Raw genomic sequence first — 25,812 nt, 5'->3', positions numbered from 1 at the left:
GGCAAGCCGGGCAACGACGGCAAGACAGTGCTGCTCTTTATCCATGCCAAATACGGCAGTGTTCCCAATGTATCTCCGGTTATTCCCACGGGCGGCACATTGGCAGATGCCGAGCGCACGACTCTTGAGGATGCCCAGGCTGCCATGGAGCAGGCGGGCATGGCCACTACCGTTACCTGGGTGCTGCCGGCACGCAGCGACTTGGATGCCAATGACGATCCAAACGTGGACGTAGATTTGTCGCCTCTGTACAACACCGTAAAGAGCCAGTCTATTGCCGGCGGCGAGGCGCAGCTGAAGGGCACGGAAGTGGAACTGGTGGTATTTGCCCAGCCTACGGTGGTAGCCGATGTGGCATCCCAAACCGAGGCCGAGGCGGTTGCCGCTCTGGAGGCCCAGGGTCTTTCCGTGACGGTTAACACGGTGCCCATTCCGACGCCCACGGAGGAGAGTGATCTCACCTCGGAGATTGGCAAAGTGTTCCAGCAAGAACCGGCTGCAGCAGCTGAGGTTCTGCCAGGCTCCACGGTGACTATTTCCGTGTACGGCGAACCTGCTGAGGAGCAGCCGGAGCAGCCGACGGGTACCCGTGAGTTCGTCCTGTACATGCCCGAGGCGGCAGGCTTTAACGCAGACACTTCTACGCCTCTGTTGGCGAAGGTGTCCGGTACCGACTACGAGGGCAATACTGTCAACAACTTCTATCGCGTTGTTCCGGGAACGCCTTTGGCTGCCGTTTTGAACTACCCGGCTCGCGGCACTGCGTACATGGTGGAGTACTTCACTCCCATGAACGCCGACGGAAGCACCTACGCTGTACCTGACAGCCACGAGCTGGAGGTCAAGGCCGACTTTGACCAGGATGCTTGCACGCGCACGCTGGAGCCTATTTCTGCCGACGCGGTAACGCGCGTTCAGGTGGATGGCAAGATCCGTCGCCTTGAATCGATTCGCGACGCCGAAGATCGCGTTCTGTCCGGCGCGCTGTCGGTTGATGTCATCAACGATGCCATTGTCCAACTTGACGAGTACTATCAGAACTCCTTGCAGCACAAGGACTACTCCTTTACCGTGCAGTTGCCGGAGCTTGATTTGGCCAATACGACTGCCATGGGCGCTCGTGTTCAGGGTAGGGACTATCGCGGCAATACGGTGGACTTCACCGTGGCCTTTAACCTGAAAGCAGAAACGACGGGCACGGGCGATACGGCCTCTACCGTATCGGCGGCGACGGTAGGGTTGAATCTGGTGCGAGGCGATTACTCCGTCAGCTTCTTGATGCCGGTATCCAAGCCCGTGCAGAAGACGCAAGAGGTTACGGACGCTGACGGCAAGACGACAACTGAGCTCGTGTATGACGAGAGCAACAATCCCGTGATGAATACCGCTGGCATGTTTGGCAGCACGTTCACGGTGCGCAGCTACTTCGACGACAATGGGGATGCCATCTTTACTCCGGGTGTCGGCGACGCGTCCGGCACTAACTACTCTGACAGTGCCGACCAGGCTCAGCTTCCGTTGAAGGAAGTGCGCGCCGACGGTCAGCGTGTCAATATGGCTATTGTGCAGTCGGCCTTAAGCGAAGCCGATAAGACCCAGGATGTTATCGACGGGTACTTTGCTACCTTGAATGACTGGATCGCTAAGGCGGACAAGAGCGCTTATACCGCCAATCAGGGAACGACGCTGATCGATTTCGATCGTGCCATTGTGGATCAGGCGGGCGGCTATATTCCGGATAATGCCGTGGAGTATTCGCTGTACGTGGATGCTGACGGGTGGTGGTATCAGCAAAACGATCCCACCAACTCTACCCAAGTGGTGGCTCACATTACCGGTACGGACCTGCGCGGCAACGTGGTTGATAAGTATGTGGCTTTTGAGGCGAACAACCAGGTGTTCCTTAATCTGAACAAGGGCACCTACAACGTGCACTACATCACGCCGGTGAACTCCGACGGCAGCCTGTACAAAATGCCTGCCGACCACCAGCTGCTGCTCTCTTCCGAGGACGCTTCCAAGACGCCAAAGACTGCCACCATGGTACTGTTCGAGGACTTGGAGCGCGGCGAGAACGTGGTGCTGCTGCCGGCGTTCTATGAGGAAATCGATGCCATTCCCGCCCATGGTTTGAGTAGCTTGGATGGCACCGAGCTCGACCCTGCCAGCTTCCGCGCCACGGCCCAGAAGCATATGGCGGATGCCCTGAAGCGCTTGAACGATTCCAAGGTGTCTATCGGCAACAGCTCCAATCCCTACGCTTTCGCTTATACCGGCACGTATGTAGATCGCACAACGGAAGACTTCCGCGGTGCTACGGTGACCACTAACGGTACCGACAAGAGCGCCCTGACCGATGCGACAGTGGGCGAGGCGACGGGTAATGGCAATTGGGACGACACCTCCACGCCTGCTTTTGATAAGAAGGGCAATGGCTATTACCAGGTGCTTCACAACAATAAGCTGACGGTAGTAGAGAGCGCCATGCAGACCAAGGACCCCAACCACGATACCCTGCGCTGCAATTACTCTCATCCGGAAGTCGGCTACACCCTGCGCCATCGCCTGGGCATGATGGAGACCAGCTACCTGCGCGGTACCAAGTTGACGATTCCTTACGAGGACGCCAACAAGATCAAGCACAGCTGGATCTTCGCCTACGATCAGGACGACCGTGGTGCCAACTACCCGGCCAGCTTCCGCCAGAATGGCAATGCTACCGACATTCCCAACGGTCAGTTGTACTCTGGCGACTATGTGGAGTACACCTTGAAGATTAAGGCGGGCAAGCGCGATCAGTACGATGGTCTGGCGCTGCCGCTGCAGGCCATCGACGGCCGTTTCCAGACTGGTGCCGGTCAGCGCATCGTGGGCTGGGAGATCGTGGAATGGAACAATGCCGCTGGCGCGAAGGTCACGGGCAACAACGACTCCAACACCGCCAACAAGCTGGGACTGACGGCGCAACTGGTGGCCTCCGATGCCGATGGCAACGCAATTGAAGTGCGCGATGCGGCACCTTGCACCGACCTTTCCAAGTACAGCTACACCAATAGCGACGGTGAGACGCTGGACGACGACGGCGTCAACAATCACCTGCTGCTGTTCAAGCTGCGGGGCGAAGAATCCGATGAGTTGAAACAGGGTGAAGCTGTTACCATCCGCGTTATCACCCAGATGACCGAAGAGAAAGAGACCAGCGACGCCGCGCTTGACGATCCGAACGGCGCCTGGCGCAACGACAAGCCCTCGTATTCCGAGGGGGCCAATCGCGACGTAACCGCCCGCTTCTACGCGGTAGCAGCGCCGCGTCATGGCTACGCCCAGTACAAAGCTGCCTACAACGGCACCGATGTGACGGGCCGCACTTCAGGCAGCTCCATCATGTACGCCAATAGCAACATGGCAAGCCCCAATGTGTTCGGCACCGTGCAAAGTTTCAACGAGACTACGGGCACTGGTTCCATCGGTTCGCCGGAGTGTCCCATTTACTACAGTTTCGCCAACATTGACGTAAACCTGAAGGGCCTTGCCGACGACAGCGTCAAACAGCAATTGGCTGCTTACAACTACTCTAACGTACGTTTCCATACGCATCCGCAGAACAACATTGCCGTCTCCACGGCGTTCACAGGGAAATCGCCCACCAATGCCAACAAAACGGCAGAGGCCGATGGCAATCCTATGCGGGTATCTGTGAGCGGCATCTCTAACACTACCGCCCATACCGGCGACATGACGGTGACGGTGTCCTTCATGCAAGATGTGGCTACGGCTACGGGTGCCGTGACGGGCTATAAGAAGATGTTCGAACTGACTGGCGCTCCTAGGGTAGCCGCCACTGACGGTTTACTAGTAGACGATGGGTACCAGGGCCTGCCCAATTCCAACCTTGATCGCATGTTCCCCGCTACCGCCACGGTGGCCGTGGGCGATGATGCCGCTCAGGTTGGCGCCGGCAATATGCCTTACGATGCCACTAATCGTCCGCGCATCAAAGTGGAGTACTTCGTGCCCCAGACCAAGTTGATGGTTTTGGAGAATGCTTCCACTGGTACCGCCGCTAACCCGGCCAACGGTCAGGCCAACGGTGGCCAGGGCGTTCAGGACGTCGTTACCAATGACTATCTGGACTATCGCCCCACGGTGGGCGGTGTTGCCGGCAGCGAGCCCACGGGCTCTGCCAATGACGGTACGGCTGTTAACCTGCGCGGAAATTGGTACTCGGAGGAAGAGCTGGCAAAGATCTTTGACCCCAGCAGCAGCCTCGAGGCCACCGATGAGGGTCACACCGCCAATGCCAACGTCTTCCGCGACGTAACGGCGGTGCGCTGGACCTATTACGATGTGCCCGGCTACTCGCTCTACAACGGCAGCGGCATCGGCACCGCCTCCGGCTACGCGCTTCCCAACGTCTATCTGGATGGTGTGGCCCGCTACCAGGACATCCGCTTGGACAACACCGGCGCCCTCATTTCCTCTGCCACTGAAGAGGCCAACAAGTGGACGGGCACCATGAAAACGGACTTGGCCTTTACGCATTTCCATAATGAGAACACGGTGCTCTCGTTTATTGAGGATGACGGCAACCGGCCCGACCCCGCCTCCATCACGTACGAAAACGATCCGTTGAACACGCCTGAGGCGTTGGATCACGTGGACACGGCTCTGCGCGGTTCCGAGGATGCTGTGACTCACGGCACTCTGCTTACCAAGCAGGACGAGAACAAGGACACCACCAAGGTGGTTTATCGTCGCACGCCGGTGATGCGTTTCCAGAACCAGGCGTTCCAGAGCGAGGACCTGGTGAACGCCGCTAGTGGCTCGAAGTACCTGCCCTGGTCCGGCAAGAAGGGCTCCAATTCCACCTATTATCCGGAAGCGGCTCAGAAGACCAGTTATGTGCCCGGCGAGACCTTCTGGTACAAGGACACCCTGGTGAACGTGCCCATGGGCACCAACTCCGGCGTGACCGAGCTGGAAGGCGAGCTGTACAATCCGGTCATCTACGAGCGTATCCCCGTGGACTACCTGAAGCAGGCGGCCGTGGAGGCGGGCGTGGCTGGCGAGGAGATTAACGCCGACTACATGGCTCAGCTGCTGGCCACTCGCATCAAGTGGACTAATCGCGACGATGAAGATGTGTACGATTCTCGTACGCGCGGCATGAAACTACAGGTGACCGCCATTGACGAGGGCTCTCAGAAGGATTTGGGCGGCATGATGGTATATCGTGCCAATGGCTCTACGTCTTACAACTACTTCGCCGACATGGATCCGCGCAACTCCAGCTACAACACTCATTTCGTCACCTTCAAGATTGAGTGGGTGCCTGCAGGGGAAGTGGAGCCGGACACCGGTTCCGTAGTTTCTCCGGTGGACCAGGCCTCGCGTCCGGTGGATGAGATTCAGCCAGGTTCCACCCGCATGGAGGTGGGTGACGTCATCGAGCTGTGGTTCCCGGTACAAGCGGCCATCGACGGCCTGCCCCAGGTGTACCAGGGCAAGGGCGTGGTGAATCAGGTGCCGGATCTGCTGAACGCCAACAGCAACTCAGGCATGGAACCGGCCTATTTCCCGCGCGTAGGCGAGTATCACTACAGCAACTACCAGGCCAACAGCTCCAGCTGGGACGGCCGCATTAACCCGCTGAACAACAGTCCGAGCGCCAACTCCTTCAGCAACAATTACTTCGGCCATGCTATGGTCGAGCAGTGGTGGGGTGCGGTGCGCGTGGCCAACGAGTACACCGCTATGGATATGGACTACCTCATGCATGAGGCGGCCTTCAGCGGCGACAAGGCCGAGCAGACCGACCTGTGGGAGATGTTCGACGGTTCGCTCGTCTACATCCCCGGTGTCGAGAACAGCCATGTGGACTACAACGACTGGGGCATCAACGCTGTGGGCGTGAACGGCGGCGGTAACGGTTCTTCCGGTATGTCGCTGGGCGTGTTCCTGGACGAGGATGTGGCGCTCCGTCGCAACAAGCAGATCGTTCGCTATAGCCCCACTATCCCCGCCGGCTCCACAGTGGCGCAGGCCAAGGGCGTGATGCCTGGCACTACCACCGTTACTGGCAACGGTGTGCTGCCCGGGTCTCCGCGCTACGAGACCTGGTGCAACATCGGTGGCACCTGGGGCAACAACGGCAGCTGGTCTGCCGGCATTAACTACGGTAACGGCATGTCCGGTTCTGCGATGGGTAACAACTCGCTGTTCGGCTTGACCAGCGACAACGGCAGCGCATTCACGGTGCGTCGCGTGCGCGACTGGTACCAGTACGTGCTGCAAGGCCGTATTGTGGGTGACACCATCGCTACCGATGGCGGTGATCCCGTGCGCAAGGAAGTGGCCTACGCCGGCAGCGAGGCCGAGGCCACGCCACTTGTGTGGAGCCAGACCCGCGTGCATCTGCAGAAGGCGTGGCTCGCCACCTCTTCGCAGTTCGTGACCAGCCTGGAAGCCAAGGCCAGCCGCCGCTACACCTCCGGCGAGGACGCGACCATTGGCTGGTACCAGGGCGACGAGTACGGCTACGGCTATAACGAGATCGAGAAGGACGTGCGCGGCATTAAGCGCAACCACTCCGTGACCGCCCTTGAGTACAACCAGGACTTCACCAGCCGCCTGACTGCCTACAACTACGGCGATCGCAACCTGGACGGCGTGGAGTTCACCTACATCATGCCCCGTGGCGTGGAGCCGAAGATCGACGTAGCCGACGACCATACCGACCTGTCCGACTTGGCCGCGGTGACCCAGATGATCCGCTCCAAGGTGAAGGCGCAGCTGCTGAACGCTACCACAACGGTGGGCGGCAGCTACACGAGCGATATCTACGCCAACGCTTCCATGGTGGACATCCCCGACAGCGCCATTGAAGTGGAAGTGCTGCAGACCCCTTACAGCGCCTATGCCGGCTATGACGCCCCCAGCACCTGGCAGGACCCCTATCTGAACGGCGGTGGAGTGGTGGCTACCGCCAACACCCAGTTCGGCACGTACACGAATGTGGGCGCCGACGCAACTCAGTTCCTGACGGAGAAGTACATCGCCAGCACCGAGGATCCGCGCGGTTTGCAGCTGGACGTGTCCGCCGAGGCGGGTGCGGACGGTGCCGCTGTGGCTAATCTGAGCCACCAGAGCGAGTCCTACCGCGACTCCTCCCAGCCGTGGGTCATCCGTGTAACGGTTAACCAGGCGCTGGGCAAGTGGTTCGGCCGCAACGCCGACGCCTCTGCCACCAACGCCTCCGACGCCGATGGCGTGAACGTGAACGGCTTGGATTCCGCTTACGCCATGGGTGGCTATCAGATTCGCGTGAACATTGCCTCGCACGTGTTCGGCAACAACGAGTCTGAGAACTGGTACGACCGCGTGCTGGTGCGTCCGGTGGACACCGCGACCGTTTCTGCAGCGGAGAAGCTGAACGCCGGCGAGGAGCCCAGTCGCTCTTCTGCTTACTACAACATTTATGACATCGACCATTTCGAAGGCAAGCACCGCAACGGCACGGCCTATATGCAGGACATGGGAATGGACTACAAGTTCACCATTTCCCAGCTGTATCACCTTCAGGATGTCGATCAGCAGTTGGCGGGTTCTCCCAATATGCCTTCTGTTGACGGCTATACCATTCAGAACAACACAGTGCGTGTTACTAACGATGATGGAACGCTGCCGACGGACGACTCCCGCAACAATGGCGTGCAAGCCACTAACGGCGATGCTGCCAATGGCATGTGGCGCTACGCCTATAAGGTGCCGGAAGCAACCTATGACACCGACGGCAATGCCGACAGTCCGGTGCTCTACGCCCAGACCGGTACCCGCGCTCTGCAGCGCAAGCCGGTGGTGCGCGTATGGAACTCCATTGGCGAGGACGGCGTGGGCCGCGATGTGGATGAGTACTACATGGCCTCCGAGAGCGAGACCCGCCAGCTGAACGTACATGTGGAGAATCGCCATTGGTGGGATTCCGTAGCGGCAGCCGTGGACAACGATTCCTATTACTGGCATAAGGACACCGCCCGCACCCACAACTACACCATGGACGGCGGCCAGAAGGGCTCCCTGCAGCTGCCAGTGGTGACCATTGTGCTGCCGGAGGGCATGATTCCCATGCACCGCAACAAGACCGGCGCCCGCCAGCCCTATGGTATGTGGCCCGGCGTAGTGCAGGAGTTCAAGCTACAAGACTGGGATATTGCCAACACCTACAACGCCACGGCGCTGAACCAGGATGGCACCGCCAACAACACCGACGTTGGCAAGGCTGGCAACGAGACCGACGAGTACAAGCAGCAGAACTTCTACGCCACCGTCACCTACGAGCCCATCATGGGCGACGACCTGACCACCACCTATCGCTTCGTGGTGCGCTTCGAGGCCAAGGCTAACGATCTGAACTGGACCGGCCAGGAGATCGACGGTGTGAACGTGCAGGCCCACACCATTCCGGCGCTGGGCATGGACACCTTCAAGTTCGATATTGCCACCACTAAAGAACCGGAGTGGAGCGAGCAGCCCAACAATATTGAGATGGGCCGCGCCACGGAGTCCATCCGTACCTACGTGTCCTCTAAGATGACCGGCTACAAGTTCATCACCGACGAGGATCTGCGCAGCCCCTTCACCGTGGGGTCCCCCGCTTATTGGGGCGGATTCACCCATGGCGGCAGCGGCACCACCTACCTGGATCAGAATTCCTCTTGGGTGGCGGACGCGCGCCTGGACGGCACCAAGGCCACTTACATTACCCACTGGAACGGCGGCACCAACCAGGGCATGGGCAACATCGCCGACTTCCGCGGCGACACCTATTACTGGCTGGACGCCACCCGCTACCTGGCCTATGGTTTCGACTACGAGAAGAACCTGGCTTGGGACGGCTGGCACTTGCGCGACACGTTCTTCAATGGCATGTACCATGAGTTTGCCTATATGCGCAATTTCCGTACCAGCGCCAATGGCACCTATAACGACACCTTCTCCATCGGCGCGCTGCCCCAGAATTACTACTTCAGCGGTAGCGCGGCAGCTGGTTCCGAGACCATTGACGGCGTTTCCCGGAACCGTTTCGTGGGCTACATGGGCAGCTATACTGAGACCGGCGGCACCACGGTGAACTATCACGAGCTAGACGGCGAAGTCACTATCTCTACAGCTCGCACGCCACTGCTCTCTTACGCCGACGGCAACTCCGTGACCGGGAGCGCCGCTGGCATCAACGTGTCCGAGTACCGCAAGCGCACCCAGTACGCCCTTACCCAGGACACCACTCTGGGCCTGAATGGCAACAACGTGGCCACGGTGACCGAGAAATTCGCCACCAAGAGCAAGGGCACCACCACTAACGAGGCGGGCGAGACCGTGGAAGCGGTGAACGAGAATTACGCCACCCACACCGACGCCGGTGTGTTCGCCGCTATGCGCGTGCGCCTGAAGACCCCGACGCTCTCGAGCGCCTTTGAAGTGGAGAAGACGCCCACCGACATGCCGACCGACGATTTGAGTAGCCCGGCAGCGGCCAACAACTCCACTGCTTCCGCCACGACCGGCAAGGGCGCTACTGACGGCCAGACGCTGGACAACGCCGGCGCGGTTACTGCCACTGGCAAGGAGAACCAGTCCAAGCCCTTCGAGTACGACGACGAACTGTGGTTCGCCTCTACTCTTAAGGTGGGGCCGGAAAGTGCTGCTGACGTGGGCGGCACTGGTGCGCTGAATCATGCCAAGCTGGTCTTCAGCGTGAACCTGCCCAGCCAGGTGACTTTCTACGACAAGCAGAAGCTGCTGAACCTGCTGGATAGTTATCAGTCCACCACCGAGCAGGATGAGAGCCAGCTGCCTGGCAACACCGTGACCACGGTCGAGGGGCCTTTGGCGCTTCTTAACCTGACGAGTGCACTGTACAAGGCCACGCAGCCTTCTGCGGCGGATCAGGCCAAGGCCTTCGAGCGCCTGTTCACCAGCTACGAGGGCGACGACTATCCGTTCTACGTGGAGTATGTCCATACCAACTACACTTATTCCGACGAGATGGCAGACGGCAACATCCCCACCGGTCGCATCCTGCGCACCGCCAACGGCACCAAGTACGAGAAGCTCACTCCCAAGCAGCTGATCGAGAAGGGCTGGACGGTGAACATCCGCGTGCAGCCGGACTACGACGCCAACAACTACAGCGCCAGCGACTACGGCAAGGACGACGTGGACGATCCGACCGATCCGGTAAAGCCTGGCACGAAGGTGGAGAACGAGGACGGTAGCTGGACCACTACGGAAGCCGGCTCCACCTCTAAGGCTCGTTCGCATCAGGGTGAGGTACTGGTATTTGAGCTGGCACCTCCCGATGATGCCCAGGACGATGAGTTTGCTCGTCATCAGTCTCAGCTGGAAGCCTACTGGGACGGCACCCGCGCCGACGGCTGCCTGGAGATGGGCGACTCGGTGACGCTCAAATTGCGTACCCGTATCGACAATTTGGGTGATGAGGACAGCGCCATGGAGGGTCTGGTGACTGACGGTAACGTGGCCAACTACCACGCCCAGGTGAATGCCATCCGCTCTTGGGTGTCCGACAAATCCACTGCCTACATTACCACCGAGGCCCGCGATTTGAGCTTCCTGGATCGCCTCCGGGGCTGGACCCACAAGTTTGCTGAGGACACTCCTAATCCCTACGTCACAACGACTGAGGTTGACGCTGATGGCAATGAGGTAACCGTAGAGGGCAAGAGTGCTGCCGATCCCATTTACCATGTGGTGAAGACCGGCGACGGCACCTGGCGCTATGACCTGTTTACGGGCGACACCTTCAAGGCGGGGGAGACCTATGCCCGTCCCATCGTGGCGTCGGACTCCGAATACCGCTACGGCGTGGGTGACTTCAACAATCAGAACCCCTACTTCTTCAAATACCGCAAGAACGTGAAGCTGAGCTACGACGCCGCCGCCTACGACAACGCTATGACTGGCGACCACGTTGAGATGGTGGACCTGGACCACGACAATTGGTACGAGGATTCTGGCATCATCGAGCGTCACCTCACCAATTCGGCAGGTTTGTTCCGCATTCGCAAGCCTTCCGCCAGCGTTCGCGGCGATACCGCCGTGCTGCGCACCGAGGTAACCAGCTCCGACTTTGCCGGCGTCTCCTTTGCGGACGACGGCCATGACGGCGGCGATAACCAGTTCTACGTCACCCAGGCCATCAACACCGGTGGCCCGGTGAACAGCTTCATCGTAGACTGGCAGGTGCCCTGGTGGTCTACCGGCTCCTCCACGGTCACTGATGCGCCGTTTGGCAACACTGTGGCGGGCCATAGCAAGTTCGCCGTCGGTCGCGTGACGCCGGCTATCCACGAGGTCCAGTCTGGTATCTGGGAAGTGCCTGGCGCCAACAAGTATATGCTGAAAGATCCCGACGCCGAGGATGAAGACGGAAACGTTGTGCCCGGCGCCACCCATGAGGTAACTGCTAACTACGTCGAATATCAGGATCTGAGCGGCGTGACCGTGGACGGCAACAACGTGTCCGAGTGCTACTACAAGGACTATGTGGATGCCGACGGCAAGGCAGTGCGGATCTACCTGGGCTTCGACGCCAACGGCAACCCCAACCGCCTGTTCTTCCTGAAGACTCATGCCAATACCGGTGTGATGAGCGAAATCTCCAGTCTGGCTGCCTTCAACGGCAAGAGCATGGTGGACTACTACGGAAAGGACCCGGCGTTTGCCGACCTGTTCTACAACGCCACGGCTGGCGCCGCTACCGTCGTGCGGGCCAAGAGCGTTGTGTCCAGCAGCCTAAAGGAGAATGGTGACACTGCCACCATCCAGCTGGCGGACGGTGACGGCAATACTACCGCACTCAACCTCACGCACGGCTACATCTATGGCGAGGAGATTCCCTTCGATCCGAAGGAGGAGATCTTCTACCTGCGCTACAAGAAGCAGGACGGCTCTTCTGCTTCTGTGAAGCTGAACCTCTCCGAGGATGAGAAGAACATCTACGACTCCAACGACATCATCTTCTCCACCAGCACTGGCGAGTACAAGTTCCGCGCGAAGGTGGAAATTACCTCCGAAGAGCAGGTGGTGACGGACCAGTGGGGTGTTGAATCCACAGTGACCAAGTGGTATTTCACGCTGCTGGAAATCAAGTGCGTTGCGGGCGATGCCGACGACGTGGAGTTGCCCGAGGGCGGCATCGAGCTTACCGACGACGTGGAGAATCTGTCCCCGAAGCCGGACTATTACATCACTCATACCACCGACTTCGCTAATCCGCCCTCTGATCCGCAGATGACTTACAAAGAAGTGACCGCCAACGAGAGCTTTGAGTACGTGCCCGCGGCCGGCAGCCAAGAGGAAAAGGACATGGCGGAGAAGAAGGCGCTGGAGCAGAAGCTGCGCGTGTTCGTGTACGTGCGCGTGGCCAGTGCCGACATCTCCTCCTTCAACAACGGTTACGAAGAGCAGAACGGCCCGCTGTGCGTGGATCGCGAGAACTACGCGCTGCCCGGCACCGACGCCGACCGCGATTACTGGTACGGCGAAGATGACAAGGTGGCTGGCGACCACAATACCGCCGATGGCGATAAGAGCACGTGGGTGCTGGTGGGTGCCAAGAATGGTTACTCCGTCGCAGACAAGACAAACCATGTCATCGACCTGTACTCCGAGCCGGCGTTGGCCGAGTACGGCCTGGAATCTGGCGTATACGATGTGCGCCAGGTGCGCTGGATCATCAAGGCGGCCGATGGTACCACCGAAGGCGCCGGCAACGACCTGCCCACCTACGAGACACCGGTGCCCCATGGTTTCCGTCTGGCAGTGGACGCCATGCCCTATGACAACTCCAGCGCTACCACCAAGGCGGCGACTGAGGGCATTCAGGAAGCCGACGATATCGATCCCAACCGCATGAACACCGGCTGGGAGTGGCGCAAGAACGACGACGGCAGCTATCGCACCCGCGAGGGCATGACCTGGGTGAAAAAGGCGGACGGCACCTGGGCCTATGAGCACTCCACCGACATCAAGACCACCAAGGCCAAGACCTTCCTGCCGCTCTCTATTACCCAAAATGCCGCCGGCGTGTCTGGATCCGCCTTCGTAGTGGACGACCCGTCGACGGAAACCGATCAGACGACCTACTCCGAGCACGAGGGCAATCCTGCTCATGACCATTCGCTGCGAACAGCCTCGGTATTTGCAGCCGACACTTCCCAAATGAGCACTGCGCGCATGCAGGTAGTTGCGGACGAGAACGTTCCTGCCAGCGTGGCTAACAGCCTCGCCCTGGCTCTGGGCTCAACAAACTCGGTCTCGACTCTTTCTGCGACGGCGGCCTCGGTTAACCCGAGCAACGATGGGGTTGCGCTGCTGGCGGAAGAGGGTCACGATCATGATGAGTGCGATCACCCGAAGGACGAGAACGGGTACTGCGCATATCACCATCCTTCCGACGGCGATCCGAACAACCCGGAAAGCTATTGCGCCAAGTACCACAACGTGAAACTGGATACCAAGACCAACAAACTGGTGTGCCTGGAGCCGGTGTGCGACCACTACGACACCAACCCGGAGACCGGTGAGACTAAGCAGTGGGATTGCTGCCCCATCCGTCCGACTGTAAGCGACGGCAACGGCAATACGTCTGTGTGGTCCACCGCCGCTCACATCAACCACTTCGTTTCCGCGGTGCCGCGCTACGACGACACCAAGTACGTGGAGACGGAACGCGACCGTGTGGGCTTCTACCGCGACCCTGAGTACCCTTATCTGCGTGTGTTTGCCACGCAGGCCTACTACAACGGCACCGGCGAGTCCAGCTATAGCTGGAACACCGGCAAGCCCGCCATCGAGGTGGATAACTCTCGCATGATGCGCTTCACCATCACGCTGAACAATCTGAACAAGGCACAGCTGAAGTACTTGGGCGTGGGCGGCAGCCCGTCGGTTGACTATTGCACTAACCCGCAGATCTCCATGCTGCTGCCCTTCATCGAGGGTTTCGGTGCCGCCGCCGGTATGGATGTGAATAGCTTCCAGTACATTCCGTCGAATGCGGTGGACGCCAAGACACCGGCCGAAGCGCAGGCGGGTACGGGCAGCCTGTCCTCTGCGTGGCTCATGGGCACTGGCATCGAGGTCGACACCAAGAACGACTACGTGTTTGTGAAGGAGCAGGGCACGCCCGGCATGTCGGACTTCGTGGCCGGTTCCATCCAGCCGGTGGCGAAGGGCACTGCGGGTGCCTACGAGAAGTGGGTGTTCGGCAACACCGAGGCCACCAAGACCACGGTGTACGTGTACCGTCACACCGACGAGGACGGCAACGCGGTGACCGATCTGTACATGGGCTCCTACATCGATCGCGACGGTCGCCTGCGTGAGGGCTCGGTGTCCCGTCTGGTAGACCCCACCGCCCTTGAGGACATCAGGCAAAAGGTCGAGGCGGGCTACGTGCTCGACAAGGACAACAACATTGCCCAGGCCACCGACGACAATGGCCGTCCGCTGTTCTACACCGATGCAGAGGGCAACTACACCGATGCCGACGGCAAGCAGCTGGGCCCCAACGACGCGCCCGTGCCCATTCCGGCCACCCGCGTGTACTGCCCGCTGAACTCCAAGTTCTCCAGTGAGTCCATCCGCGTGAACACCTACGAGATGGAGGACGGCGAGATCCTCTACGACGAGGTGGAGCTGAAGGGCAACGGCGACCCTCAGTCCGACGGCCAGGGCGGCTATATTGATGCTGACGGCAAGAAGGTGGACGAGCAGGGCTACTTGCTGGATGAGAACGGTGATCGCATCTGGGGCCAGGAGCCCATCACCAAGTCCGTTACCCTGAAGACCGCCGAGACCATTAACGACGCGGTACCGGTGTGGACCTACCGTGTGGCCACCTTCGACGACCAGCTGAACTTTAAGAGCACCCTGCCCGTGTCCTCCACCACGCCGCAGTTGAACGATCCCTCGCTGTACCATGTCGTGCGCAACGACGATGGCGGCATGCGCGTCGAGGACAAGATCGGCAACGTGGTGTCTGTGAAGGACGAGGACGGCAACGAGATCAAGCAGGTGAACTACAACCGCAAGTTCATCAACTGGCGCTTCACTGGCGAGACACGCCACGGCGCCAACGGCGATTACACCGCCCGCGGCCGCCTGGGCATGGGCCAGGGCATTGTTATCGAGATGCTGATGCCTATCCGCCCCGATGCTGACGCCTCTATCCCGCAGGAGCTTTTGACCACTACCGCCTTCGGCTACAAGGAAGGCAACTTCAACGGCTACGTGCCGGCGAACCAGGATACCACCGACCGCGTGTCGCTCATCCGCGACGACCGCGACGTGAACCTGGACGGCCAGAACGACCAGAAGCAGATTGCCCACCAGCTGACCGCCGTAGGCTTCAAGAGCAACGAGAACATCGCCCAGAAGCACACTTCGACGACCATTCTCGACTCTCTGAAGACTAAGGACGGCGACGGCCCGGCTGCCGTTCCGGAGGGTACCGGCTACACCTACACCATGAGTGCGGTGAATACCGGTACCAGTGAGGAGTCCGCCACGGGCAACATCTGGACCCAGTTCCTGAACGTGTTGCCCTACGAGAACGACATGCTGAATATCCGTAAGCAGCAGCGCTCCAGCACTTGGTCCGGTTGGGTGACCGACCTGGATTCCATCCAGCTGATGCGCTTCGACCCGAAGGACCTCGCGAACCCCGAAGGGCGCATCATCCCGCTGGACGACGAGCGTGCCAGCTGCTGGGTAGGCCCGTTCGCCATTAGCCGCGACGGCAGCTCTATCACCCGTCTCTCCCAGGGTGCCCTCACTTACAAGGTGGACGCCAACGGCAGCGTGACCTTGAAGACCGGCTTGGACGACACGGAGAATCCCACCGTCATCGGCATCGCGCATCCCACCTATCCGCTGGGGGAGAGCTCGGTGAACCGCCTCATTCAGAACTGGATGGACACCAAGAGCGCCAGCGACGAGATGATGGAATCCATCGGTATGGTGAATATCAACGACCTGCGCAACTACATTCAGAATAACCCCGAGGAAGAGGCGGAGCTGCTGAAGGGCATCCAGTTCATCTGGACCAAGGTGATTGACCAGAAGATGTACCTGTCCGCCCTGGGCTGGATTCGCCTGACGGTGGACATGCGGGCGCCGCTGAACCTGCCGAAGTACAACGGCAACATCACCGGCATCCCGGACTTCGACATGAATCTGGACGAGGACGCCAACAACGCTGATGCGGCGGCGCGCCTGGCGGAAGTGACCCAGTGGAACTCCTTCGCTCAGCGCATCACCCGTGACGGCACCCGCGACACCAACCGCTCGTTCATCGAGACCCATCTGGCCGGTACCTTTATCGACGCACCGGACAACAAGGGCTACATTGGCGATTACGTGTGGATCGATCCGAACTGGAACACTGACCTGGACGACGCTGAGGGCACGCTTGTGGGCCTCGATGGCTACGGGCGTCGGGTTCCGCTCGATCGCAAAGGCAACCCGCAATACAGCGCTGATATCGCATTGGATGCCAACGGGGTTCCGATCAACGTACTCGATCGCGTCCAGCGCAAGACTACGTACCACACGGGCTCGAACGGCCGCTCCATGTTGGCCACCGAGAAGAGCTTCACGGTGGTGGACCAGGTGACGGAGCCGTCGCTGGAGGACTTCAACTCCATGAAGCCGCTGTACCGCTACATTGATAGCACGGGCGCTCCGCAGGATGTTAAGACGCTTTACCGCGACGTCGACTTCGACGGCGAGGTCGAAGATCCGGGCGTAAACGGTGTGTATATCGAGCTGCTCAATGAATACGGCAACCCGGTGAACCGCGATGGCGTAGTGGCTGTGCGCGTGTGCGACGAAAAAACGAACAATGAAGAGCGTTGGGTCGAGGGCAACCCGGTAACGGGCGCGCCGGTGCTCAACGAGACGGAGAGCTATACGGCCGCCACGGGTGGTGCTCCCTATACCTATACGACGGAGAGCGACTACTATGACAACGACGGCTACTACATCTTCTCGAGCCTTGAGCCGGGCAAGTATCGCTTGCGCTTCACCTTCCCCGAAGAGTACAAGACTTACGCTCTGACTACGAAGAGCATTGGTCCCGATGAGGATGGCGATGGTGAGCCCGACGTGGCCATGACCATCGATCGCTCTAACAACAAGCTCGTGGCCACGAGTGCCGCTTTCGAGGTTAAGGCCGTGGAGTACGATCCGGATAAGTTCAAGGCAGGCGAGTGGGATCCGGTTCATGCCGCCTATGACGCTGCGGCCACGAGTTACGACGTGGGCATTGCCCGTCCCGTTACCTACACGGGCACGGTGTTCCGTGACGATATGCAGGAGAACCCGGAGAACCCGGAGGTTCCCTACACCGAGGAGGATCCGGCCGACATCAATGGTGTGCTCGACACCTACGGAGTGGACCTGGATCTGGCTGATCCGATCGACGCCATGAATTCTGGCAAGGCCAACAAGGAGCTGCGCCTGGCCAACATGAAGGTCACCCTGTTCGAGTATGAGAAGATCACGGATCCGGTTACTGGCGCCGAGACCGACCGCTACGGATGGGGCCTTGATCCTGAAGATGGCCAGTGGAAGAACGGCGTGGTGCCGGCGAAGGACGCCGATGGCAACGACGCGACAATTGTCACGGGTGCCGATGGCAACTTCTCTTGGACACTTGTGCCCGACAAGCAGTACATCATTGTGGCCGAGGACACTCGCCAGCGCCTCTTGAAGCCGACTATCTACGCGTGGGATGACAGTGCTTTGACTTATCCGACCATTACCTGGAATGGGGCTGCCAAGAAGTGGCAGACGGGCGTGTGGGACAACGACTTGCGCCTTGAGCAGGGCGTGGCACGCACGAAGCCCTTCATGTCGAAGGTTCCCGTGGACGAGAACGGCGTTATGCTGCTCGAGGTTCCCGGCAACGCCAACGAGGGCTATCAGGTTCAGCGCAAGTTCGCTTTGGGCTGGGTGGATGGCACCAAGGGCTATTTGGGCAACTATATCTGGAATGATGCCAACTACGACGGCGCTCAGGGTATGAGCGAAGAGGGCATTGGCTCGATGAAGGTGATGCTGGAGCAGTACTGGTGGAAGCCGAGCAACTACGAGGCCATGCAGGCCGATCCGACGGTGGCACCTTCGGCCGATGGTGCCTGGGAGGCTGTGCCCTCTGCCAAGCAGCCCAAGACCACAGTGGAGACCACCACTCCTTCGGGCCAGTATGTGTTCAAGGGTGTTTCCACCTATGTTACCGACCCGCTGGACAACTCCAATAAGAGCGAGGAAGAGAAGCTGAAGTTCCTGGCTGGCTATCGCTTGCGCATCGATCGCGCTACGCTGGCAACCCATGCGCGCGACTGGGCGCTGACCGTCCATAGCCCCTTCCGCTCCTCGGCGCTGCTTGGCCAAGAAACGGCGGTGGATGACGAGCTCGATTCGGATGCCAGCTTCGCGGTGACGAACAGCATCTTCCCGGGCAACTATGATATGAATAGCGGCGATGAGTACATTCGCTACGATTCCGTGAATGCCACGTGGGCCACTTTCGATCCGACGAACCTGAAAGATCAGGTTGCAGCGGGCAAGGCTACCGGTACCGAGAGCGTGGCCTTTGACCGCGCGAGTGGTGCCTGGTGGTTCGTGGACCGCGATGACAATCGCATTGCGCAGACCACCCGTTTGGGCGCCATGATCGATCTGTCCCTCTCTGCCGACGGCAAGAAGTGGGAGTGGGTTGACGAGACGGGCAACGCCCACAGCAAGTCCGCTAACGCTGCGGGCTATTATCTGAACGAGGATGGCCTGACCGTGGATCAGGACGTGTCGGTGGACTCCATGATTGTGGTTGCGAAGGAGCTCGAGAGTGCTTCAGGGGCTCTGCCGGACGGGGTCTCCGAAGACACCGTGCGCAGTGTGGCTGGCAAGCTTCCCGGTTCTCTGACTGGTCGTGAAATGACCATACGCTACGACCTGGCGACGACCGCCGATCCTATCTGGCATTGGGATGCGGGCCTGGTTGAGGTGCCGCGTTCCAGCGTGGCGGGTCGCGTCTGGCGCGATGACAATTATGACGGCGTTCAGGCGATGACCGGCGACGGCACCTATCGTCTTGCCGATGAGAAGCCCGAGACGACCGATCCCGAGAGCGAGGCCTATGATCCCGACGCGGCGCAGAAGTTCGCTGAGGCCGACGGTACGTTCTCGCCCTGCGAGCCTGGCCTGCCCGACCAGACGGTACTGCTGACACAGTGGTATTGGGTACCTGGTCCTACAACCGAAGACGGCGCGCCGACGGGCAAGTGGGTTCAGAACAAATCCTTCGGCAGCGACTTGCGCACGAAGCCGGTACTCAGTGCGTCCGTGGTGAAAGACGATGACGGAGCGGCTCATAAGGCTACGGCGGTCGGGGGCGGCGTCATCGCTCAGACCACCGGCGCTGACGGATCCTATCGCTTCAATGAACTGCCCACCGCGTATACGGCTTCGGACGGTACGCACTATCTGGCTGCTTATCGCGTGGCCTTGCGAGACACCATTGTCGAGCAGGACGAAATGTCCGATGGCTCTACCGAAGACGTTCCCTGGCTGCTGACGCGCTACCATGTCGACGACAACGAAATGGTGGATGCCGACGTCGCGTCGCTGAAGGGCAACCACACGGCTATGGGCATTGCCATCGAGGGCCGCGAAACCTATCGCGACGCGCAGGGCGTGGAGCACAAGCTGACACGTGCCAATAGCGGCCAGATCATCCTCGCGGACACCACCGATACGGTGTATACCAACGTCAATTCGGTGACGGGCAAGACCCTGAAGAAAGAGTCCCAAGTGGCGCTTCCCGCCAGCGAGGTGGCGGTGGGCCTGGAGGATCTTGCCGGCTATGGCCAGGCGCTCCAGTACGACTGGCTGTTGGCGCGCGAGGGAACCATGGGCGAAAAAGACGATGACGACCAGTTCATCGAGCGCATTGTGGACGGCGGCGACGTAGGCGAGCTGGCTCCGCCGCGCCAGGACATTGTCGGCGTGTTCTGGAACGACGAGAACAACGACGGTGTTCAGACCGAGGGCGAGGAGGGCATCAACGAGGCCCGCGTGACCCTGGAGCGCTACGTGCCCGGCGAGGACGGCCTCTGGATGCAGGATCCCACTTGGGAGACAGGCGAGGGCGGAACGTGGGAGGACTACGAGACGAGTCCGGCCACGACATGGGAAGGCGACAGCCGCCACGTTCAGCGGACGCAGACCCAGGAGGGCCCCGATGGCGAGGTGCAGGACGGTGTGTATCGCTTCGAGAACCTGCCGGCCTACTACATCGACGACAATGGCGATCGCAAGGTGTATGGCTACCGAGTGCGCTATACCGATGCCGGCTACCGTCAGCGTGCCTGGATGATTGCGAAGTACCAGCAGAAAGACGATTTCACCCAGGACTCCGACCTTATCAACACGACGGCCAACCTCATGAAGGACCGGGAGGTCGACGTTTTGGTGAAGCGTGCCGACGAGACTTCGGCCACGAGCAACATCGTGGAAGGCATTGCCTCCAACAACGACAACCAGGATAAGGGTCTGATGGCGCGCGATGAGATTCAGGTTGAGCCGGGCGCCGAGACGGCGGCGAGCACGCCGATGCTGCGCACCCTGTCCGTGGGCGTTGCAAGCGTTCTGGCCACAACGATGGCGGCTACGGTCCAGGCTCTGGACGACGAGCCGGCAGCGGGCGGCGCTGAGCTGTATGACGTGGCTGCCGGTATCGACTGTGGCTATAATGACGCGGCACTGCTGAAGCGCAAGGCGGGCACCATCGAGGGCGTGGTGTTCCGGGATAGCAACTACGACGGCGTTGCCGACGAGAACGATGAGCCGCTGAAGAACAAGCGCGTCTATCTGCGCGCTTGGGGCCTGCAGTTGGTGAAGGACGAGGATTGCAAGTGCGACAGCGATGATCACACGGCGGCCGAGGGCGAACTGCCCGGTTCCTCCGGCGTTGTCGCGGCGCTTACGGTGGCTGGCGAGCTGCTCGAGGGCTATCACTACGAGTGGGTGGCTGAAGACGAGGGCGTGGAAACGACGCTCACGGACGAGGACGGCCACTACGCTTTCAAGAACCTGCCGGCGGCTACGCGCCACGTGAAGACGGGCAATGAGGGTACCTGGCAGGATGATAAGGGCGGTGACCGCGATGTACTGGTGACCGACAACTTCGATGAGTGGTATCTGCTTGGCTACACGCTCGAGGTAGAGGGCGAGGCCAGAGAGAATTTGGATGGCAAAGCCGAAGAAGACTCGGAGGTGGATGAAAAGGACACCACAGTGGTGGGTCTGCCGGTGACCCGTCTAATGGGTGACGGTAGCGAGGAATCGCCGGCTCCGCTGGCTGCCTCCAAGGTGCATCGCACCAAGGATAATGAGACCTTGAACGAGCGCTTGGCCAACAAGCCTGGCTATGCTGACAACCGCTACGTCATTACGACTAACCAGGTGAACAACCAGGGCGAGAACCTGTCGGTATTGGATGGCCGCTTGGTACTGGCTGATCAGGCGACGACCGACGAGGACGCCGTGGGTGCTACCGATCCGACGTACTACGTGAATGCCAACGGCCTGGAGTTCGACCTGTCCACTATTCGCAACGCCGAGAACATGAATGCCGGCTTCGGTCCCTTCGGCACGGCGAGCTTGTCCGGTGTGGTGTGGGTCGACGACAACAATGACGGTATCCGCAACTACACCGTACCGCTGGACGATCCCGAGGACGGCGAGGACGGCGAAGCAACAAAGAAGCCCACTTCGGTGACCGGCATGGAAGCGCCCATGCCTGGACAGTACGTTTACCTGACCCAGGAGTATCTGGATCCGAAAACCAACAAGTGGGTATTCAATCCTGACTTTGGCGATGGCACTAAAAACCCAGAAGTGGGTCATGTGACTGCTACAGAGAACTCGGTGAAGGTAAGCACCGTTTTGGCCAATACTGAGTACAAGATCGGGGGCTTCGTCGATGCCGACGGTAATCCGGTGAGCATTTGGTTCACGAAGGCGGACGACCCGCACGTCGACTACGAGACTGTCTTCCCGTGGCCTGGCGAGGCCGGCATGTTCATCGATGGCATGACCGTGACGGTGGGAGGAAATAAAGAAGAAGGCGACGAGGGCACCGAGGGCGGCGACTCCGAGGGCGATGGTTCCGAAGGCGACGGCGCCGAGGGCGGCGACGGCTCTGAGGGCGGCGACGGTGAAGTGACCGAGCCCGAGCCCGAGCCCGAGAAGCCCGTGGTGACCTACACGCTGTCCATCAAGCCCAATACCGAGTATAGCCTGGTGTGCCGCCAGATGGGCTCCAGCGGCAACTATCTCGAGAGTGCCAAGCCCACCTTTGTGGCCACTAAGGGCGAGTCGAAGCTCGAGAACGTGGTGTTTGCTCAGGGCCCTGTGGTGGCGGCTGCTACGAAGATCACCTTTGCTGAGAAGCCTCTGTGGTGGAACGGCCTGGCCGACCGTCCGGATTTCGAGGGCATCGAGACTATGGAAGAGTGGAACGGCTGGGAGTATGCCGCGGTTCCTAAAGACTACACGGATGACCAAATCGACAACCTGCCGGGTGAGTCCTGGTTCCATAAAGACGGCGCTGGCATGGTGACTATCGCGGGCCTGAGCCAGCACACCCATTACAAGCTGGTGGCTCGTGTGCGCGCCTTTGACGAGTTCGATATTCCCAGTGTGTTGTCCAAGAAGGTTGAGGACGCTCAGGCTGAACTTGAGGCGCTGGGTCTGGTGGTGAGCACTGTCGAGGAGTACTCCGAAACTGTGCCCGCCGGTGCTGTGGTGCGCATGACCCCGGCGGCTGGCAGCATTGGTCGACCTGCTCTGTCGGTGACCCTGGTGGTTTCCACGGGGCCGCGTCCGGAAGTGGTCGTGCCTGATGTGACGGGCTTGAGCCCCGAGGATGCGAAGGCTGCCCTGGAAGAGCTTGGCTTGGTTGTGAGCGATGAGGCTCCTGCGGAGGAGCACGACGAGACCGTCGAGGCTGGCATGGTGCTGCGCACCGAACCTGCGGCTGAGGCCACGATGCTCTTGGGCGACAAGGTGAGCCTGGTGCTGTCGCTGGGCCCGGCCTCGGTGGAGCCCGACGAGGGCGATAACGGCGCCGAGGGCGACAACGGCGGCAACACGGACGGCGATAACGGTGACGGCAACGAGAATGCTGGCTCTGGCACCGGCAACGGTGAAGGCTCCGAGGAAGGTGCAGACAGCACCGAGGGCGGCAGTGACGAAAGCTCCGAGGCCGGTTCCGACAACGGCGAGAATGTGGAAGGCGAGTCGATCGAGGGCATGGCCCTGCTGTTCGGTCTGATGCGCTCGGCGGCCGTGCCGCTCTTCGATGGCGAGGACATCCCGGCCGTGGAAGACGAAGAGGGCACGGACGAAGGCGATGGCGAGGGCAAGGCGCCCAGCATCGCGGAGCATACGTTGTACCAGGAACAGGTGGACGGCCAGGCCCAGATACTGAAGACGCTCCCCAAGGTGCAGGGTGCGGCCAACGGCTACGAGCCCGAAGATGGCAGTGGTGCTCAGAAGATTCTGCCGCCGGCTCCTCCGGGGTCTCAGTCGGATGTGACGAAATCCAACGGCGTATACGAGTTCAAGGATCTGCAGGTCTTCCTGCAGCGGGACAAGGACGGCGCTTTGGTGGATTACAACACCCCCGGAGCCACTGACGAGGTCATCCCGGTGCGCTACATCGCCTACATGGCGGAGTTCTCGGGCGACGACCCCACCCTTGACTACGAAGAGACCATCTTCAACGTGACGGGCCGCCCCGCGGGCAACGACTCCGACGTGACCCGCAATGAGGAAGGCACGCTCACGTTGCGTCAGGCCATCACGTACCAGAAGGGTATGACTATCAACGACGGCTACGTGTACCTGAACCGCGAGAGCACCAACGAAGAGGGCTCGGTCTACGGTTCTCAGTACGACCTGAACGCCACCTGGATGAGCGGTGCGGCGGCGCTGGACGTGTGGGCCGCTGATGAGGCAAGCGCCACTAAGCAGGTGGCCTTGGACGTGCCCGCCCCGATCGGTGCCAATATGGACGCCGGCTCCAAGGGCGACAAGAAGGAGGAGACCTATCCGGGCAGCAGCTTCGATACGCCCGAGCGCGGCTCTATCTCCGGTATTGTCTGGAACGATGCCAACAACAACGGCATCCGCGAGGATGACGAAGAGGGCATCGTCGGCGCCACGGTGCAGCTGACCCGCTACTGGTTCAACACCGATACGAACACCTGGGTGTTCGATGCGGCCTTCAACCGCGCGGTAGACGCCAACGGCTCGGTGACCCGCCCGGGCAACGCCTTGGTGTACCTGCCGGAGGGCAAGCAGGAGCGCACCTGCCAGATGGTGACCACCACGGCCTTCGAAGCCGCGAAGCAGGGCCAGACGGTTACGCGCCCGCAGGGCTCCTACGCCTTCGAGGATCTGGAAGTGGCCGGCGTGCAGGTGGTCGGCAATGTCCAGCGCGACGTGGTGTACGGCTACCGCGTGAACGTCACGGACATTCCGAGCAACTTCGCCGTGGCCAAGCGCGACAGCGGCGACAACACCGCCGTCGACTCCGATCTGGACGAGGCCACGACGCGCCTGGTGCCCGAGGGTGCTCTGGCCGTGGGCGGCCTGATTGTGCTGGCCCAGCCCATGGAGAGCCTGAACGCCTTGGCGGCCGAGGGCCCCGAGGGCACGGCCTGGTCCACCATGGAGGCTCAGGACAGCACCTTCAACGATGCGGGCCTCGTGCCCTTCGACACCGTGGAGGTGGGCGGCCACGTGTGGATCGACGCCGACGGCGACGGTCTGCAGGCCAACGACGACGAGCTTTTGGTGGGCAAGGAGCTGGTGCTCGAGCGCTCGGTGGGCTCCTTCGCCGACGCCCTGGAGACCGGCTGGATGAGCCGCGCCACCGATGGCGCCGCCGGCAGCGATCTGGACGCCGAGGGCAACCCGCTCACTGGCGCCGGTCGCTATGACGACATCCAGTGGGTCCTCGAGGACCTGGAAGCCGAGGCTCAGATTGCCACCATGACGGCCGACGAGCGCCAGAAGCTGGTGGCCTTCGATGAGGAGGATCCGCGCGCCGGTCTGGATCGCGCCGAGGACGACGGCATTCTGTCCGAGGGCGTGTGGGAGGACGTGGCCACTACGACCACCGACCTGCAGGGCTCCTACCTCTTCGGCGAGCTGCCGGTGACGGACGAGTACGGCCGTCCCTATAGCTACCGCGTGCGCATCGTGAAGCCGGACGAGACCGAGTGGACCGTCCTGAACGCGGGGAAGAACGACAACCGCGACAACGACGTGGCACACCTGAACCTGCGCGGCCAGGAGGCCGAGGCCACGGTGGGTATCACCGAGCCTCTGACGGTGGTGCGTACCCTGCCGGCGGCCAATGCTTACGGCTTGGTCTTCCAGGCTCAGGAGGCGTACGATTGGACCCGTGCTGCCGGCCGCGCCGTCGATCCGGGCTTCGAGCCCCAGGAGGGTTGGCTCACCAAGGTGACTACCACCGATTGGCAGACCAACATCCTGAAGCGTCTGCTGCCTCAGACCGGCGACACCACTACGCTGCTGCGTCTGATTCTGGGCGTGATTGCCGGCTTCGCCGCCATCATGCTGCTGCTGTCGCTGCTGAGCCGTCGCAGGGAGGAAGAGCAGGGCTTGGGCACTGTTGACGTGACGGTGTAG

At 60.7% G+C, this 25,812-nt stretch carries 1 protein-coding gene (cut by a window edge); it reads left to right on the top strand.

What is annotated here, in order from left to right:
- Positions 1-25,812, top strand: partial view of a PASTA domain-containing protein gene (locus tag PZH32_RS00505; protein WP_275205677.1) — the 3' portion only. Its footprint begins 12,735 nt before the window's first position; only the last 25,812 of its 38,547 coding nucleotides appear in the window; the start codon falls outside the window, past its left edge; it ends in the stop codon at positions 25,810-25,812.

The sequence above is a fragment of the Adlercreutzia equolifaciens genome (assembly GCF_029076695.1).
GTDB lineage: Bacteria > Actinomycetota > Coriobacteriia > Coriobacteriales > Eggerthellaceae > Adlercreutzia > Adlercreutzia equolifaciens_A.
The sequence above is the reverse complement of the archived record's forward strand: the minus strand, read 5'-3'. Positions and strand labels throughout refer to the sequence as shown.